Raw genomic sequence first — 15,645 nt, forward strand, 5'->3', positions numbered from 1 at the left:
TCATGATACGACTGATGGGCTTGCTGAAGCACGCAGCTACATTGCGGATAACAACCTTCCGATTCAGTTGATCAACGGCATTGAGATTTCGACTGTTTGGCAAAACAAAGATATCCATATTGTTGGGTTAAACGTTGATCCTGAGTCACCAGAACTCAAAGCGCTCATTGAACAACAGAAGCAACACCGTATTGGGCGCGCAGAGATGATTGCTCACCGTCTTGAGAAAGCGACTCGTGAAGGGGTGCTAGAAGAAGTTAAATTGATTGCGGGTGATGCGCCTATTACTCGCGCTCACTTTGCTAAGTGGTTAGTCGACAACGGCTACGCAAAAACCATGCAGCAGGTGTTTAAAAAGTTTCTTACTCGCAATAACCCAGGTTATGTGCCGCCGACGTGGTGCTCAATGAGTGATGCTGTCACGGCCATTCATGCTGCTGGTGGTCAAGCCGTACTCGCTCACCCTGGGCGATATGGACTTACAGCCAAGTGGGTTAAGCGCCTGCTAGCGGCATTTGTTGAAGCGAAAGGGGATGCGATGGAAGTTGCTCAACCTCAGCAAGCGCAACAAGAAAGACGCACACTCGCGGATTATGCTATACAATACAAACTATTAGCCTCCCAAGGCAGTGATTTCCATTACCCATCTCCGTGGATGGAACTTGGACGTAATCTCTGGCTACCTTCTGGGGTCGAAGAAGTATGGAAAGATTGGGAGTTTCAAACGGTTTCACCATCTGAATAGTCTTTAGGTGAGCCTGCTCCTTCTGATGATAGAGTCGAGAGATTCGATAACGAGGATCAACAATGAGCCAGTTTTTTTATGTACACCCAGATAACCCACAAGCACGCTTAATTACTCAAGCAGTTGCGATTATTCGCAATGGCGGCGTTGTGGTTTATCCAACAGATTCCGGTTATGCGCTGGGCTGTCAGCTTGAAAACAAACAAGCACTTGAACGTATCTGTAAAATTCGTCGCATCGATGACAAGCATAACTTCACGTTGTTATGTCGTGATCTTTCTGAATTATCACTGTATGCACGCGTCGATAACGTGGCTTTCCGTCTACTGAAAGCACATACACCAGGTGCTTACACGTTTATCTTTAAAGCAACCAAAGAAGTGCCAAAGCGTTTGATGAACGCCAAGCGTAAAACGATTGGTATTCGTGTCCCAGACAACAAGATTGCACTCGACCTGTTGGAAGCTATGGGTGAACCATTGATGTCGACGTCTTTGATTCTGCCGGGTAACGAGACTACGGAGTCGGATCCAGAAGAAATTCGTGACAGCCTAGAACATGCGGTTGATGTCATTTTGAATGGCGGTTACTTAGGTGAGCAACCGACGACGGTTATTGACTTCAGTGACGATGATGCCGTGGTTCTACGTCGTGGTGCGGGCGATCCTGCGCCGTTTGAATAATCGCTTTACTGATTAACAGTCTGTAACGATACAGCAAACCTGCCACAGTAAATAACAAGTGCTTTTTGGCAGGTTATTTGCGATAATACGCGACCGCGATTTGGTCGCGAAAAATTCATTCGACGTCTGTGAAGACGACAATTAGGTAGAAAAGAGTAAATGAGCGAAAAATTACAGAAGGTTTTAGCGCGAGCTGGTCACGGTTCTCGTCGTGAACTAGAAGGTTTAATCAAATCTGGTCGTGTAAGTGTTAACGGTCAAGTTGCGAAACTGGGCGAGCGTCTTGAAGACGAGAACTCAGTGATCCGTATCGATGGCCATACTGTTTCAGGCAAGGCTTCTGAAGAAGTGGTTTGTCGTGTACTTGCTTACTACAAACCTGAAGGTGAGCTTTGTACTCGTCACGATCCTGAAGGCCGCCGCACTGTTTTCGATCGTCTACCTAAGATCCGTGGTTCTCGTTGGATTTCAGTTGGTCGTCTTGATGCAAACACATCGGGTCTTTTGCTTTTCACTACTGATGGTGAGCTTGCAAACCGTCTAATGCACCCAAGCCGTCAGGTTGAGCGTGAGTACCTAGTACGTGTATTCGGTGAAGTGACTGAGCAAAAAGTTAAAAACGTTACTCGTGGCGTACAACTAGAAGACGGCATGGCTCGTTTTGAAGATGTGGTTTACGCTGGTGGTGAAGGTATGAACCATACTTTCTACGTAGCGATTAACGAAGGTCGTAACCGTGAGGTTCGTCGTCTTTGGGAATCTCAAGAAACAACAGTAAGCCGCCTGAAACGTGTACGTTACGGTGATATCTACCTTGATAAGAAACTGCCTCGTGGTGGTTGGAAAGAGCTAGATCTTCAAGAAGTTAACTACTTGCGTGAGCTTGTTGAACTTAAGCCTGAGAAAGAGACACTGTTGGATCTTGATCCTTCAAACACTTCTCGTAAGCGTGAGCGTTCTCGTAGCCAAAAAATTCGTCGTGCTGTTAAGCGTCACGAAGAGCGTGCAAACGCGCCAAAAGGCCGTAGCAACCAAACTAAGCGTAAGAAGCCTGCAACTCGTGGTACTACAACACCTGATTCAGGTCGTAGCGCTCCAGCTGCAAACAAAGGCAAGCCTCAGGCTAACAAAAGTAAGCCTAAACTGAACAACGGTCGTCCGGCTAAACCAGCTAAGCCAAGAACACGTCAGTAATTACGTAAGTTCTTGCGCGTAAAGCTTCATTAGCTGAAAGCACCGAATACTAAAAAACCTGCTCATTGAGCAGGTTTTTTTACGTCTAGAAGAAGGAGAAGATGCGAGTAACCGAGTATCGAAAACATACTGCCATAATCGACAGTAAGCATGCTCTTCGCATCTCTTATCTCGTTTACGCGCATCTATAAATCTTTTCGTATCTCGGTCTATTTACTTATGATTCGAGAAGTTATCGCCTTTCGCCAATCGGTCGTAAAGCACAACATTCACTGATGCCGCTAGATTCATGCAGCCGTTGGTCGGAACGTAAATCGTCTCACGGCAGAAATCTGTGATCTCTTTCTTTAGCGTGCCATCTTCAGGGCCAAAAATGTAAAACGCACGTGGTGGGTGCTTGTAATCAGGTAGAGGCTTAGCACCTTCAATCAGATCAACAGCAACCGGTACGCAGCCTACTGGAATAATATCTTTCAGCTCTTCAACACCAATCAAAGGCAGGGCTAAGTGCTTTTCTTTGGTGTCGGTATGGAATTTTCGTGCATGGTCGTAGCGTGTGCCAGTGTAAAACACAGAGTTGGCGCCGTAGCAGCCAGCAGCTCGCATCACAGAGCCTACGTTTTCAGGCGTCTTTGGGTTAACTAGGCCAATACAGGCATAGCCTTTTGATTGTGTGTCTGTTTTTGCTTTGGTCATAATCAGTGAATCTAAAGTTGATGATGAAAGTGAGTAATCATGATGAGAAATGGCGTGATAAAAATAGCCGAGCAATCGGCTCGGCTAACTTTTAACTCGCTTACATGAATACTTGTTTACTCATGCAGATGAGCGTCAACAGCGGTATTAGTCGCGTTTCCACAGCATGTGACAGAACTTATGTTCTGGGTCACGGCTGATTAGCATGCGAGCAAATACGTCGTCTAGAACGTCATCAGCTTCATTCACAAGACCAATGCGCACTTCAGCGTAGATTTCTTTGTCGACTTCAAAGCCAACATGTTCAACCCAATCATCGCCAGTTTCAACAAGTTCTGCAGCGCCACGATCTTCAAACTGAGCTGTGAATAGAATCACGTCTGCAGGTTCAAGATTGTCAGGTGCCATCTCTAGAAAGATGTCGTATGCAGTATCAATTGCATCGTCGTAAGACATTAGGTCGTTAGCTTCGGTCATAATAAGTATCTTAGCTTGCGCGGTTCATGTATTTACGTTCAGCTGTGTTCACAACAACTTTGTCGCCAGTTGCGATGTACTCAGGAACTTGAACAGTAAGGCCTGTAGACAGACGAGCTGGCTTAGTACGAGCAGACGCTGATGCACCTTTGATTGAAGGGTCAGTTTCTTCGATAACAAGCTCAACTGAAGTTGGAAGCTCAAGCGTTGCTGCATTGCCGTCGATAAGAATCGCGTACATGCCTTGAGTTTCTTCGTTGATGAACAGTAGTTCGTCTTCGATTGTTTCACCGTTGAAGATGAATTGTGTGTAATCTTCGTTATCCATGAAGATGTACTCGTTGCCGTCAACGTAAGAGAACATTACTGCACGCTTAGTTACGTCGATAGTTTCAACGATTTCGTCAGCCTTGTGGCGAACTTCAGTTTTAACGCCAGTTGCTACATCGCTACCACGGAAACGGTAAATCTTTTGACCGCCACGGCCACCTGGTGTTGTTACTTCGATATCTTTAACTAGTACTGTTTTACCATCAACGTCGATCGCAAAACCTTTTTTAATTTCACTTGCTCTAGGCATTTTGTGTTTGTCCTTAGTGGGTCTATCCGCTGATTATATCTCGGAGATGCTATAAATAGGAATAGCTTGAATCATAAAGTCACCTAGGCGATCATAGAGTTATAGTTAAATCATTATTTTATTTACCGAAACGACCTATGCAGCTACCTGTTATTGACCCAACACAGCCTTTTCAACCTGAATTTCAACCTGTGGTTAACGATCTGATTACCTTTCTAAAAGGTGGATTAGGCTCTAATCTGCACAGTATTTATATTTATGGCAGTGTGGCACGTAAGCAAGCCGTCGTGGGTCGCTCCAATCTAGATGTGGTTGTGGTGACCCATCGACCGTTTCCTGACCAACGAACCACTTTGTTGAACACCATCAAATGGCGTTTCCAAAAGAGCTTCCCGCAGGTCACTCAAGTTGCGATCAAAACCACCTTAGTGAGTGAGATAGTCGATTTCGACAATATCTTCACTTGGGGTTTTATGCTCAAGCATTTAGCCGTGTGTGTGCATGGTGAAGACTTATCAGACTGCTATGGTGATTTTGAAACAAGTTGGGAAATCGCTAAGCACTGGAATATGGATGCTGAAAACTGGTTGGCGGTGTATCGCAACAAGATCGCACGAGCGACAACGCCAGAACAACAAGTCGCTGCGCAGGTGATTATTGCCAAGAAGCTGCTAAGAGCGAGTTACTCACTGGTGATGTACCGCGATAAATATTGGTACGATGATCCTGTCGAATGTGGACAACAGTTCTTGAAGTATCATCCAGATCGAGAAGTCGAAATCCAAAGGTTGGGCATTTTGCTTTCTGGTAGACCAATCCCTAAACGTTCGGTGATCGGTATTCTTGATGGCTTTGGTGAGTGGTTGATTAAGCAGTATCAGAAAACCGAGTTCAGAATCGGATAGAGATTTATAACCGACCAATTGATGCAAAAAAGCAGAGCGTGCTGAAGAGCATGTCTCTGCTTTTTTCGTTTTAAGGGCATATTAAAATGGTGCTAGAACAGACCCAACTGTTGTCCACTGACTCTTTCAAAATCTAAACCGATGAAGGGTAGGATTGCCTCTGCGACCGGTTTAATCTGCTTGTCGATATAGTGCTGATAATCGATACCACTCTTTAAATAATCTTTGGGCTCAGGGCCACTCAGAGTAATCAAATACTCAATCCGTCCTTTGTTTTGGTATTGAAGAGGGCGTCCTAACTGAGCATTGATCTCGTCGGCCATTCGAGCTGCGCGAACCTGCGGCGGAATGTTCTTTTGGTATTCGTGTAATTTGCGGCGTAAACGCTTTTGATACACCAACAAATCATCATGCTTGCCAGCAGAGGTTTCATCGACAAACTGTCTGACGTAGTCGGTTGGATCTTGATCGTGAAACACCATCTCATACAAGGTTTGTTGGAATTGCTGGGCGAGTGGTGTCCAATCGGTGCGTGCACTCTCAAGCCCTTTAAAGATGATCTTCTCTTTATCGCCTTGAGTGATTAATCCGGCATAACGTTTCTTCGAGCCGGTTTCTGAACCTCTAATCGTTGGCATTAGAAACTTGCGATAGTGAGTCTCGTATTCCAGTTCGAGTATTGAGGTTAGGTTATGGGTCTCTTTTAAGTGATTCGTCCACCAATCGTTGATGTAAGCGACCAGTTCATTCCCTATCTCGTCTGCTTTTTGCTGATCATAACTGCCGTTCAGAGATACGAAAGTTGAATCGGTATCGCCGTAAATCACTTGATAGCCTTTGTCCTCGATAAGCACTTTGGTTTGCTTCATGATTTCATGCCCACGCATGGTGATCGATGAGGCTAGGCGAGTATCAAAGAAGCGACAACCAGATGAACCTAACACACCATAAAACGAGTTCATGATGATCTTAATCGCCTGAGAGAACGCTTTCTCGTTGTTCTTCTTCGCCACATCACGTGCAGCCCAAAGGTTTTCGATCATCTCGGGCAAGAAGTGTTTAGAACGGTGGAATTGACCACCTCGAAAGCCATCAACGGCTTGGTCTTCTGCTGGGCCAAGTTCAAGCTTCAACCCTTCAATAAGTCCCATAGGGTCGATCAGAAACGAACGAATAATCGATGGATACAGGCTCTTAAAATCGAGTACTAAAACTGAGTCGTACAGATTGGGAATTGAATCCATCACATAACCACCGGGGCTCGCAATCCAGTTCTCTGGCTCTAAGTTCGGTGCGACATAACCCGCTCTGTGGATTTGAGGCAGATATAAGTTAGTAAAGGCCGCAACAGAGCCACCAACGCGATCCAGCTCAACACCGGTTAATCGAGAGCGCTCAATCGCGAAGTCGAGTAGGTGAGTGTGCTCGAAGATACGATTTACTAGCACGCAGTCTTGAAGGTTGTACTTGGCGAGTGAAGGTTTATCGAACTTAAACATTCGGTTTATCTCATCCATACGGTCGTGAACGTTATGGATGTCTTTACCTTCACCAAGCAGTTCTTGCGATACCGACTCAAGCGACCAAGAACGGAAGTGGTAGGTCGCTGTCTTGAGCATATCAATACCATCCAAGACAACGCGGCCGGGGATTGTGATAAAACCTTGCTGATTTTGAGCAGAACTGCGGAAAAAGCTCGGTTGGTTGTCTCTGCCGATGTTGAGCTTCACTTCGTTCCATTCTGAACGTTTGTGCAGCAGCCTAAAATCGAAGTCGATAACGTTCCAACCAATGATGATGTCAGGGTCAAATTCAGAGAACCAAGCTATCATGGCTTCAAGTAGCGCTTTCTCGTTGGCAACCCATTGGATATTGGTTTCAGCTTGTTGTGCTTCGCCGACCATGATCACTCGGCTGTCCATCGGGCTGTCTAGGCCAATTGAATAAAGCACGCCTTTTTCCGAACACTCAATATCAAGCGAGACCACAGATAAGCTGGGTAAGTAATCACCTGCTCGGCATTTTGCGTTTGAGACTCGACGATGCTGATTTTTTTGCGTAGCAGACCCAGTGAACTCAATACTTCCCTTGATAAAACGTTCCATCAAGAATCGATCGGCGAGTCGAATGTCGCTTTCAAAGGTTTGGATTTCTTCGTTGTGAAAGGCTTGCGCTAAACCAAAGCTACTTCTCGACAGTGAGGTGTAACACGCGGCGAGAGGTGTTTGCTCGAATGTGGCTAATTCTAGAGGCTTAAATTGGCAATCGATCGATTCTTTCGCTGCGATTGCGTGGCATGCTTCAACGTCAGATTGAGCAACAAAAAATACCGGTTTTTCATTTTGAATTGTCAGCAGAGTAGGGCCTTGAGGGGTGCTTAACCACAAGTCGATTTGCGTGCGCCCTGAAAAATCTCTTGCTTGTCTTGTGAGTACAAAGCCTTGCTGAATATCCAATGTAGTAACCTATTGAAATGGGGAATCGAATACTACCATCTAGCGACCCTCAGCGCACAATAGGCAGTACAAATACTAACTAAATTCTAGTTAGTAGAGGCGAATAACGGGACTCTATAAGCAAATAAGTGAAATTGTCACGAATGGTTATTCAATGGTATTGAAAATATCTCTATCTTATGTAATTTTATTGGGTGTTGTTTTAACTGGTTGATTTTTAGAAAAAGCGTGTTGTTTTAGTTAGCTTATTTGTTAATAAGTACTTGCTAAAGTTCGTGTTTCAGCACATATTCAACAGAGCTTTTTTTTAGTAATTAAGTTAAGATGTACTCAATGCTGCGATCCACTGTTCCTTTGTTCAATTGTTTCAAATAGATGAAACGACACAGTGGTTGCAGAGCCAATTAATAGTGTGGAGATACAAGTTTGATAAATGTTTTCCTTGTAGATGATCACGAGCTGGTTCGCACAGGGATACGACGTATTATTGAAGACGTCCGTGGAATGAACGTAGCAGGGGAAGCTGAAAGCGGTGAAGATGCTGCAAAATGGTGTCGTACTAACAATACTGACGTTATTTTGATGGATATGAATATGCCTGGTATTGGTGGCTTAGAAGCAACCAAGAAGATCTTGCGTTTCAACCCTGATGTTAAAATCATCGTTTTAACTGTTCATACGGAAAATCCGTTTCCAACTAAAGTGATGCAAGCTGGAGCTGCTGGTTACCTTACTAAAGGGGCAGGTCCGGATGAAATGGTAAATGCAATTCGAGTGGTTAATAGTGGCCAACGATACATTTCACCAGAAATTGCGCAGCAGATGGCTTTGAGCCAATTCTCGCCTGCGTCTGAAAATCCATTCGCAGACTTATCTGAACGTGAACTTCAAATCATGATGATGATTACTAAAGGTCAGAAAGTGACGGATATTTCAGAACAACTCAATCTAAGTCCTAAAACAGTCAACAGTTACCGATACCGCTTGTTCAGTAAGCTGGATATCAGTGGCGATGTAGAGCTGACGCATTTAGCGATTAGACATGGAATGTTAGACACTGAGACCCTTTAACACTGAGATCGTATAGTGACCAACTTGTTTGACTCAGTCTCATTCCTCAAGACAGTAACAGAGCAGCCCGGCGTTTATCGAATGTATAACGCCGAGGCTGTCGTTATTTACGTCGGTAAAGCTAAGAACCTCAAAAAACGCCTTTCCAGTTATTTCCGTAAAAAAGTCGATAGTGAAAAAACACGCGCTCTAGTCAGTAATATTGACAAGATTGATGTCACTGTAACGCACACGGAAACAGAAGCGCTCATTCTTGAGCACAACTACATCAAGCAGTACTTGCCTAAATACAACGTACTTTTGCGTGATGATAAGTCGTACCCTTATATTTTTATTAGCGGTCACAAGCATCCTCGTTTGTCGATGCACCGTGGTGCTAAGAAGAAAAAGGGCGAATATTTTGGTCCTTACCCTGATTCCGGCGCTGTGCGTGAGACGCTACACCTAATCCAAAAGATTTTCCCTGCCCGCCAGTGTGAAGATACCGTTTATGCCAACAGAACGCGCCCGTGTTTGATGTATCAGATTGGTCGTTGTGCCGCGCCTTGTGTCAGCTCAATCATCTCTGATGAAGAGTACAGTGAACTTATCGACTACGTTCGTCTATTTCTGCAAGGGAAAGATAAGTTGGTGCTAGAGACGCTCATCGAGAAGATGGACACAGCAAGCCGAGAGCTTCGTTTTGAACAAGCTGCCGCTTTCCGTGACCAAATCCAAGCGATTCGACGTGTGCAAGAACAACAGTATGTATCTGACGATTCAATGGAAGATATGGATGTGTTGGGCTTTGCTCAAGAGAATGGCGTAGCGTGTATTCATATCTTGATGATTCGCCAAGGCAAGGTTTTAGGCAGCAGAAGTCATTTCCCAAAAATTCCAAACAATACGGTGCGAGAAGAGGTCTTCTCGAGCTTTTTAAGCCAATACTATCTTGCGCATAATGAAGCGAGAACCATCCCAACTCGTTTGATTCTCAATGCCGATTTGATGGAAGATGTCACACCGATTCAAGAAGCCTTGTGTGAAGTGGCGGGTCGTAAGATTCACTTCAATACCAACCCCTCTGGTACTCGAGGTCGTTACCTTAAATTGTCGAATACTAATGCATTGACGGCTATTACTACCAAGATTAATCACAAGATGACAATTAATCAGCGCTTCAAAGAGCTTCAAGAAGTGTTGTCGATGGATGCTATCAAGCGCATGGAATGTTTCGATATCAGTCATACCATGGGTGAAAGCACGATTGCGTCGTGTGTGGTATTTAATCAAGAAGGCCCGGTTAAACCAGAGTACCGTCGTTACAACATCACCGGCATTACAGGTGGTGATGATTACGCTGCGATGGCTCAGGCGCTTGAGAGACGTTATTCGAAGCAACTCGATGTCGACAAGATCCCCGACATCATCTTTATCGATGGTGGTAAAGGTCAGCTAAACCGCGCTCATGAGATCATTTCTAAATATTGGGGAGATTGGCCGTTTAGGCCAAGAATGATGGGTATTGCGAAAGGGGTAACGCGTAAACCGGGTTTAGAAACTTTGGTAACCCTTGAAGGTGAAGAGTTTAATTTACCTAGCGATGCGCCAGCACTGCACCTTATCCAACACATTCGTGATGAGAGCCATAATCATGCGATTGCAGGGCACAGGGCGAAACGTGGTAAAACGCGTAGAACCAGCGCTTTGGAAGGAATTGAAGGGGTAGGGCCTAAACGTCGTCAAGCTTTGCTGAAATATATGGGTGGCTTACAAGAACTTAAGCGTGCAACTGTCGAAGAAATAGCCAAAGTGCCGGGCATTAGTCATTCTTTGGCAGAAAACATTTATCAAGCATTGAAACAATAGTAAAAATCCCGCACCATTAAAGCGCAATTAATAAGAGCCCAATAATATGCGTTTGAATATACCTAACATTTTGTCCTTACTGAGACTATTTTTGATCCCAGTATTCGTTGTCGTTTTCTATCTACCTTATCAATGGGCTCCTTTCGCTGCTGCGATGGTGTTTTGGGTAGCAGGTTTCACTGACTGGCTAGATGGCATGCTAGCTCGTAAGTTAGGGCAAACGTCTCGCTTCGGTGCCTTCATTGACCCTGTGGCTGACAAAGTGTTGGTTGCTACGGCTCTTATCCTGATTACTGAGCATTACCACTCGATTTGGATAACTATCCCAGCCGTGACTATGATTGCTCGTGAGATCATCATTTCAGCGCTTCGTGAATGGATGGCTGAAATCGGTAAACGTGCAAGTGTTGCGGTATCTTGGGTTGGTAAAGTAAAAACGGTTTCTCAGATGTTCGCCCTTTGGGTACTTATCTGGCGCTATGACGATTGGATGGTATGGGTCGGATACATTGCGCTCTATGTCGCAACCGTACTTACTTACTGGTCAATGGCACAATACTTGATGGCCGCCAAAGACGATTTGTTAGACGAAAAACATCATTGATGAAGAAGCGAGCTGAGGCTCGCTTTTTTGATCTTTAACCTAAGGTTAAGTTATCAATAGTGGATATCTAATGTGATATAGATCTCCTTTGAATAACCCGCTCACAGTGTGTTTTGAACATAAAGTCAGCTATTTGGCCTGTTTCGTATGAAATCTATTCAAACGAATTAAAAATACAAAAATAATATTGACTCAATCGTCTGAATCCGTAGAATGCATCCCGTACCCAAGAGGATGGCAATGAGCGATTCGATTGGAGTTACTAAGGCGCCTTGGCAGAGTGGCTATGCAGCGGATTGCAAATCCGTGGACCTCGGTTCGACTCCGGGAGGCGCCTCCATTCTCTCTTTCTTCTAGAAAGAGTTTGAATGAAAATGCGATACTAGCTCAGTTGGTAGAGCGCAACCTTGCCAAGGTTGAGGTCATCGGTTCGAACCCGATGTATCGCTCCAAATTTTGTAATGTTGATTGGCGTCAGCATTAAGATGGTGTTTTACTTTTCAGTAATCGGCATCGCAATAAAGAATTGCGTGCCCTGGTGGTGGAATTGGTAGACACAAGGGATTTAAAATCCCTCGGCGTTCGCGCTGTGCCGGTTCAAGTCCGGCCCGGGGCACCATCTATTAAAGTCTTTATCTCGATAAAGCAAATGCGATACTAGCTCAGTTGGTAGAGCGCAACCTTGCCAAGGTTGAGGTCATCGGTTCGAACCCGATGTATCGCTCCAAATTAAAAAGCCCGAACAGAAATGTTCGGGCTTTTTGGTTTCTGGCGTTTAGCTTTACGGGTAAGTACTCTTCTTGTTCGAATCCGCGCTAAAAATTCATTTCTATTTGCCTCAAAATTTCGAAATCAAGTTCGTTTTTAAAAGCGAGATTCCCTATGAACTCGTTCCTCGTGCTAGGGAATGACGTAGACGCGGACAGGTGATTAACTTTCGATTCCTTTATCTGTGTAGTGAACTTTTCTTGGTTTCAGTGTGAGATTCCCTATGAACTCGTTCCTCGTACTAGGGAATGACGCAAACGCGGACAGGTGATTAACTTTCCAATCCTTTGTCTATGTAATGAACTTTGTTGGTTTCAGTGCGAGATTTCCTATGAACTCATTCCTCGCTCTAGGGAGTGACGCCTGACCTCAAAGCTTCTCTAGCAACGTTTATAATCCCACGTCGTCATCCTCGGGCGTGAGGAACGAGCGAACCGGGGATCTCTTGCCGCTTGCTGATTAACTTCAGTTTAATCTATTGCATCAGATAGTTTCTTGAATAAAGCAATACAATGACATGTTGTAAGGGGTTCTCTATGAATTCATACCTCGCTCTAGGGAGTGACGCCATGACCTAAAAGCTTCTCTAGCAACGTTTATAACCCCACGTCATTATCCTCGGGCATGAGGAACGAGCGAACCGGGGATCTCTTTCCCAAACGATAGTGTTGACGATATTTGCAGCAATTGCTTAGCCACCGCTGCTATTTATCAAGCTATTATTAAAAACTATTGGTCGTTCATTTCACTTTATGTTACTTTCCCGCGCAATCTCGGAATGAACAATGTTCAAGAAGAGCAACGATTGCTTCTGGGGGATACGCGTAGTGACCATTCTTGCTGATTGGGACATTACGTAGGGTAGGTATTGGCTAGTCCTTTAGCTGATAGACGGGATACTTATGGCGCAGTTCGCCATGTTAATGGGAAACCCAACATTGAACACACTAATTACAACATTGCTAATCAGCTCTGCATTTCCAAAGGGACCAGCTCCTCATAGCTGCCCGATCCTGCAAAAATGTCCAATTCTTCAAAACAGTAGCATTACTGAACCTTGAGCTCACGCTAACAATTTATCGCTGTCTTAAGACGGCTTAATTTCGTATCCGTCATTTGACTTATGCGAGCGTACAGCTATATCTCATTTCTAGACAATACGTGTACTTCACTATGAACTCTCTCCAAATTTAACGAGAGTTGGTGGGTAATTGCGTCTGATGGAGGTGAGTATGAACACATTCAAGGGGACTTTTATGACTACCGCCTTTGAAGTCGATATCAATACTATCGCAAATTCATTTTCAACTATGGTTCCTATCTTAGAGGGAACGTACGACCTAACACCTGACGCTATTTTGCTAGAGCAAGAACAGCATGAGTCGGATGTTCGCTCTTACCCAAGACGCCTGCCTATTGCTATTAAACGAGCATGTGGCGCTTTAGTTGAAGATACTCGTGGCCAACTCTTTCTCGATTGCTTAGCCGGTGCAGGTACACTTTCTCTGGGTTACAACCACCCTGAGATTAACCAAGCACTGAAAGACCAGCTCGATTCTGGTTTGCCATACCAAACACTTGATATCACGACTCAAGCAAAAGAGACGTTTATCAAGCGAGTTAAAGCTTTTCTTCCTCAAGACTTTTCAAATAACTCGGTTCTTCAATTCTGTGGCCCATCTGGCGCTGACGCTGTGGAAGCGGCGATCAAGCTCGCTAAGCAAACCACAGGTCGCAATACCATGTTTGCTTTCCGTGGTGCTTACCATGGTATGACGAACGGCACCATGGGCATGATGGGTAACCTCGGCACTAAAGAGCGTCGTAGCGGCTTGATGTCTGACGTACATTTCATGCCTTTCCCATACAACCTACGCTGCCCGTTTGGCATTGGCGGTGAAGCGGGTGCCAACGCGAGTATTCGTTACATCGAGCGTATGTTGAACGACGACGAATCTGGCATCATGAAACCAGCGGCGATGATCGTTGAACCTGTGCAAGGTGAGGGCGGTGTGATTCCTGCTCCGGCATCTTGGTTACAAGGCCTACGTCGTATCTGTGACGAGCACGGCATCCTACTGATTTTTGATGAGATTCAGTGTGGTGTGGGTAAAACGGGTCATCGATTTGCGTTTGAAGAGTCAGGCGTTAATCCAGATATCTTATGCTTGTCTAAAGCGATTGGTGGCGGACTGCCTATGTCGCTGCTTGTGTTCGATAAGAGCATCGATACATGGAAAGCGGGTGAGCACACCGGTACATTCCGTGGTAACCAATTAGCAATGGTGTCTGGCGCTAAGGCATTGGAAATCATCGAGCGTGATGGTTTGGTTGAGCACACGAACATCGCAGGCCAATACTTACGTCATGGGCTTGAGAAGATTCAATCTCGTGTGAGCTGTATTGCTGAAGTTCGCGGTAAAGGTTTGATGCTTGGCGCTGAGATCAAGCAACCAAATGGTGAGCTTAACAAGTTTGGCGAACCACAATCCGACGGCGAGCTAACTCTAGCGATTCAACGAGCAGCACTAGAGCGCGGCTTGATGGTCGAAAAGGGCGGCCGTGATGGTTCGGTTATTCGCTTCCTTCCACCAATGATTATCTCTTTTGAGCAGATCGACTTTGCATTGCGCGTCATGGAAGAAGCGATCATCGCAGTTGGTGGTGGTCTACAACAAGACCCAGCGTCAAGCGAACAAGCAAACCAAGAATGGAACAAGCATTTCATCCAGACAGGTTTAGGCGGTAGCGACGAATTTGCTAGCGTGATGAACCAAACCACTCAAGCGATGAAAACGGTTTTTGAACAGGTTGAAACCCCTTATTCGGGTTTAGAACCAAAAGTGCTAGAAGCAGCCATCAATGCTGTCGACCTTGATAACAATCAACACGCTTTGGTTGATGTTGTAGATAGCACTGCAGACCTTGTCGCTGCAAACTCCATCTTCGTGCAACACCCAGATTGTATTGCACACCTTCACACGCCTCCTCTTATGGCTTCTGTTGCTGCGGAATCGATTATCGCGGCGTTGAATCAATCAATGGATTCATGGGACCAAGCATCGGCTGCGACTTATGTTGAGCAGCGTGTGGTGGATTGGATGTGCGACAAATACCAACTTGGCGCACAAGCTGACGGTGTTTTCACAAGCGGCGGCACGCAAAGTAACTTAATGGGTTTATTGCTTGCGAGAGACTGGGTTGCGGATAAGCACAATGGTCATTCTATCCAAAAGCTTGGCTTACCAGAATACGCGAGCAAGTTGCGTATCTTATGTTCAAAGAAATCTCACTTTACGGTTCAAAAGTCAGCCTCTCTACTAGGGCTAGGCGAAGCGGCAGTGTGCTGTGTTGACACCAATGCAAACGGCACTATCAAGCCTGATTTGTTAGATGCAGAAGTGAAAGCGCTGAAAGCACAAGGGTTGATTCCTTTTGCTGTTGTCGGTACGGCGGGTACGACCGATCACGGTGCTATTGATGACCTTGAGGCGATTGCTGACATCGCAAACCAACAAGATCTTTGGTTCCATGTCGACAGTGCTTACGGTGGCGCGCTTATCTTAAGTAGCCATAAAGCTCGTCTGAAAGGCATCGAGAAAGCGGACTCTGTCAGCG

12 protein-coding genes and 4 tRNA genes are annotated in these 15,645 nt (G+C 45.3%); 12 read left to right on the top strand and 4 right to left on the bottom strand.

Features of this window, described 5'->3' with window-relative positions; all coding sequences use genetic code 11:
* The 3 genes from rnm to rluB form a co-directional block, all read left to right on the top strand.
* The coding region (gene rnm, locus IQQ51_RS20400; protein WP_228013054.1) for an RNase RNM at positions 1 to 745 on the top strand (745 nt) is incomplete at its 5' end.
* A 62-nt stretch (positions 746 to 807) separates the two neighbouring features.
* On the top strand, positions 808 to 1,428 hold the full coding sequence (locus IQQ51_RS20405) for an L-threonylcarbamoyladenylate synthase (RefSeq protein WP_009848751.1): 621 nt from the start codon (positions 808 to 810) through the stop codon (positions 1,426 to 1,428).
* A 159-nt stretch (positions 1,429 to 1,587) separates the two neighbouring features.
* A complete protein-coding gene (gene rluB, locus IQQ51_RS20410; protein ID WP_017055112.1) occupies positions 1,588 to 2,622 on the top strand; it encodes a 23S rRNA pseudouridine(2605) synthase RluB in 1,035 nt (344 codons plus the stop codon).
* 213 nt (positions 2,623 to 2,835) lie between these two features.
* Here the strand turns inward: rluB and IQQ51_RS20415 are convergent, their stop codons facing one another.
* The 3 genes from IQQ51_RS20415 to yeiP all read right to left on the bottom strand — a co-directional run bounded on the left by IQQ51_RS20415 (position 2,836) and on the right by yeiP (position 4,375).
* On the bottom strand, positions 2,836 to 3,318 hold the full coding sequence (locus tag IQQ51_RS20415; RefSeq protein WP_017061495.1) for an RNA methyltransferase: 483 nt from the start codon (positions 3,316 to 3,318) through the stop codon (positions 2,836 to 2,838).
* A 147-nt stretch (positions 3,319 to 3,465) separates the two neighbouring features.
* On the bottom strand, positions 3,466 to 3,795 hold the full coding sequence (locus tag IQQ51_RS20420) for an HI1450 family dsDNA-mimic protein (RefSeq protein WP_004741258.1): 330 nt from the start codon (positions 3,793 to 3,795) through the stop codon (positions 3,466 to 3,468).
* A gap of 10 nt (positions 3,796 to 3,805) precedes the next feature.
* Positions 3,806 to 4,375, bottom strand: a complete 570-nt coding sequence (yeiP, locus tag IQQ51_RS20425; RefSeq protein ID WP_050651475.1) for an elongation factor P-like protein YeiP — start codon at positions 4,373 to 4,375, stop codon at positions 3,806 to 3,808.
* 137 nt (positions 4,376 to 4,512) lie between these two features.
* Between yeiP and IQQ51_RS20430 the strand changes: the two genes are divergently transcribed.
* Positions 4,513 to 5,280 (top strand): nucleotidyltransferase, encoded by a 768-nt coding sequence (locus IQQ51_RS20430; protein WP_050620851.1) that lies wholly within the window; start codon positions 4,513 to 4,515, stop codon positions 5,278 to 5,280.
* Between the two features lie 92 nt (positions 5,281 to 5,372).
* On the opposite strand, the gene IQQ51_RS20435 is transcribed toward IQQ51_RS20430, so the two are convergent.
* Entirely contained in the window at positions 5,373 to 7,736 is a 2,364-nt protein-coding gene (locus IQQ51_RS20435; RefSeq protein WP_193841969.1) for a DNA polymerase II, read from the bottom strand.
* A gap of 426 nt (positions 7,737 to 8,162) precedes the next feature.
* Between IQQ51_RS20435 and uvrY the strand changes: the two genes are divergently transcribed.
* The 8 genes from uvrY to IQQ51_RS20475 form a co-directional block, all read left to right on the top strand.
* Positions 8,163 to 8,807: a UvrY/SirA/GacA family response regulator transcription factor gene (gene uvrY, locus IQQ51_RS20440; protein ID WP_004729778.1), complete on the top strand. Its 645-nt coding sequence runs from the start codon at positions 8,163 to 8,165 to the stop codon at positions 8,805 to 8,807.
* Between the two features lie 15 nt (positions 8,808 to 8,822).
* A complete protein-coding gene (gene uvrC / locus IQQ51_RS20445) occupies positions 8,823 to 10,655 on the top strand; it encodes an excinuclease ABC subunit UvrC (protein WP_193841970.1) in 1,833 nt (610 codons plus the stop codon).
* A gap of 46 nt (positions 10,656 to 10,701) precedes the next feature.
* Positions 10,702 to 11,259: a CDP-diacylglycerol--glycerol-3-phosphate 3-phosphatidyltransferase gene (gene pgsA / locus IQQ51_RS20450; RefSeq protein ID WP_017061490.1), complete on the top strand. Its 558-nt coding sequence runs from the start codon at positions 10,702 to 10,704 to the stop codon at positions 11,257 to 11,259.
* Positions 11,260 to 11,525: 266 nt separating this feature from the next.
* Positions 11,526 to 11,599: transfer RNA gene (locus IQQ51_RS20455), tRNA-Cys, on the top strand.
* 36 nt (positions 11,600 to 11,635) lie between these two features.
* A tRNA-Gly gene (locus IQQ51_RS20460) sits at positions 11,636 to 11,711 on the top strand.
* Between the two features lie 80 nt (positions 11,712 to 11,791).
* A tRNA-Leu gene (locus tag IQQ51_RS20465) sits at positions 11,792 to 11,878 on the top strand.
* A gap of 32 nt (positions 11,879 to 11,910) precedes the next feature.
* Positions 11,911 to 11,986: transfer RNA gene (locus IQQ51_RS20470), tRNA-Gly, on the top strand.
* A gap of 1,273 nt (positions 11,987 to 13,259) precedes the next feature.
* On the top strand, positions 13,260 to 15,645 hold a 2,386-nt coding region (locus IQQ51_RS20475; RefSeq protein WP_228013060.1), incomplete at its 3' end, for a pyridoxal phosphate-dependent class III aminotransferase.

The sequence above is a fragment of the Vibrio sp. OPT18 genome, assembly GCF_015163615.1.
Taxonomy (GTDB): domain Bacteria; phylum Pseudomonadota; class Gammaproteobacteria; order Enterobacterales; family Vibrionaceae; genus Vibrio; species Vibrio coralliirubri.

What these genes read in the sequence shown, in the direction of transcription:
- IQQ51_RS20405 (WP_009848751.1), top strand. Translation starts at nt 808, where the DNA reads ATGAGCCAGTTTTTTTATGTACACCCAGATAACCCACAAGCACGCTTA.
- rluB (WP_017055112.1), top strand. Translation starts at nt 1,588, where the DNA reads ATGAGCGAAAAATTACAGAAGGTTTTAGCGCGAGCTGGTCACGGTTCT.
- IQQ51_RS20415 (WP_017061495.1), bottom strand. Translation starts at nt 3,318, where the DNA reads ATGACCAAAGCAAAAACAGACACACAATCAAAAGGCTATGCCTGTATT.
- IQQ51_RS20420 (WP_004741258.1), bottom strand. Translation starts at nt 3,795, where the DNA reads ATGACCGAAGCTAACGACCTAATGTCTTACGACGATGCAATTGATACT.
- yeiP (WP_050651475.1), bottom strand. Translation starts at nt 4,375, where the DNA reads ATGCCTAGAGCAAGTGAAATTAAAAAAGGTTTTGCGATCGACGTTGAT.
- IQQ51_RS20430 (WP_050620851.1), top strand. Translation starts at nt 4,513, where the DNA reads ATGCAGCTACCTGTTATTGACCCAACACAGCCTTTTCAACCTGAATTT.
- pgsA (WP_017061490.1), top strand. Translation starts at nt 10,702, where the DNA reads ATGCGTTTGAATATACCTAACATTTTGTCCTTACTGAGACTATTTTTG.